This is a genomic window from Streptococcus sp. GMD6S, from assembly GCF_000297015.1.
This window is the reverse complement of sequence record NZ_AJRH01000163.1, coordinates 1-1,097: the sequence shown is the minus strand read 5'-3', so window position 1 is coordinate 1,097 and position 1,097 is coordinate 1. Positions and strand designations below refer to the sequence as shown.

Below are 1,097 nucleotides of genomic sequence, written 5' to 3'. Positions count from 1 at the left end.
AAGCCAGTATATACCAGTTAAAAACAAATACGATAAACAGTATTTTTTTGCACATTTTATTTTAAAAATGCATTTTCACTTATTTAAATACGTCTTTTAGAATGGCATTGTTTATGCCAACATTACTAAATGATTTTTCTGTCATAAAAAAGACCAGGAAAACCTGGTCTTTCTTAGTCACCGCTAGATTCATATTCTAGCTAGTGCCTCTAATCTTCTTTTTTGCCTTTAGTGGCGACTAATCCTGCCCCCAAACCGAGAAGAGCTAAACCTGCTGCTACTGCTGCTTGGCTTGCTGCACTTCCTGTATTTGGCAACTGCTCTTTTTGAGCTTGATTAGCTTTACTTGAAGCAATTTCTTTTGTATCTGCTTTTTCTGATACTTGTGGTTTTGTTGCTTCTTGAGGTACTGGTTTGGTCGTTTCACCAGCTGTACCAACTTCGACGATGCGATTCTGAGCCATAACTTTATCATAGCTTTCTTTTTCAGTTCGCTTGCCATTTTCAACTTCGATTAAGTGAACACGGATACCTTGTCTTCCTTCTTGAAGGATGCGAGTTTGACCTGCTGGAAGCTGATCATTCTTTTGTTCCTGAACCTTGAAATCAATTGTTTCTTCTTCGATTACAAGTTCTGGTCTGTTAAGGACAAGATTCTTCACTTCGTCTTCTGGAAGAGAAGTTCCTGGTTTGGTTCCAACCAAGACGATGCGGTCTGTCGGTGCCTCTACCACTTCACGGAGTTTTTCTTCCTTACTTCCACTAGGATTAACCGCTGTGAAGATCCGTTCCTTACCAACTTTTCCTTCTTGTTCTACACGTGTTTCACCTAGATACAGTGTTGAATCCTTTTTCTCAACTGTCTTGTAGGCCAAATCTTTTTCAACAAATTCGAGTTTTGGAAGATCTTCTTGTACAGCAGCAACAGTCTTCTCAGAAACTGGTTTTTCCTTAGTCAACTGGATACGGTATTCCTTGACTTGTTTTCCACTTTCTGAAACAAGACGAACAAGTACTGGAAGGCTGTCTTCTCCACTATCTACAACTGTTGAAGCTACTTGATTACTTTCTTCGACTGAGACTTTTGGACGTTGACC

The 1,097-nt window shown here is 39.6% G+C and carries 1 protein-coding gene; it reads right to left on the bottom strand.

Features of this window, described 5'->3' with window-relative positions:
• Window positions 1–209: 209 nt before the first annotated feature.
• Window positions 210–1,097 (bottom strand): G5 domain-containing protein (locus GMD6S_RS09375; protein ID WP_000474216.1); only part of this gene is annotated, 888 nt, incomplete at its 5' end.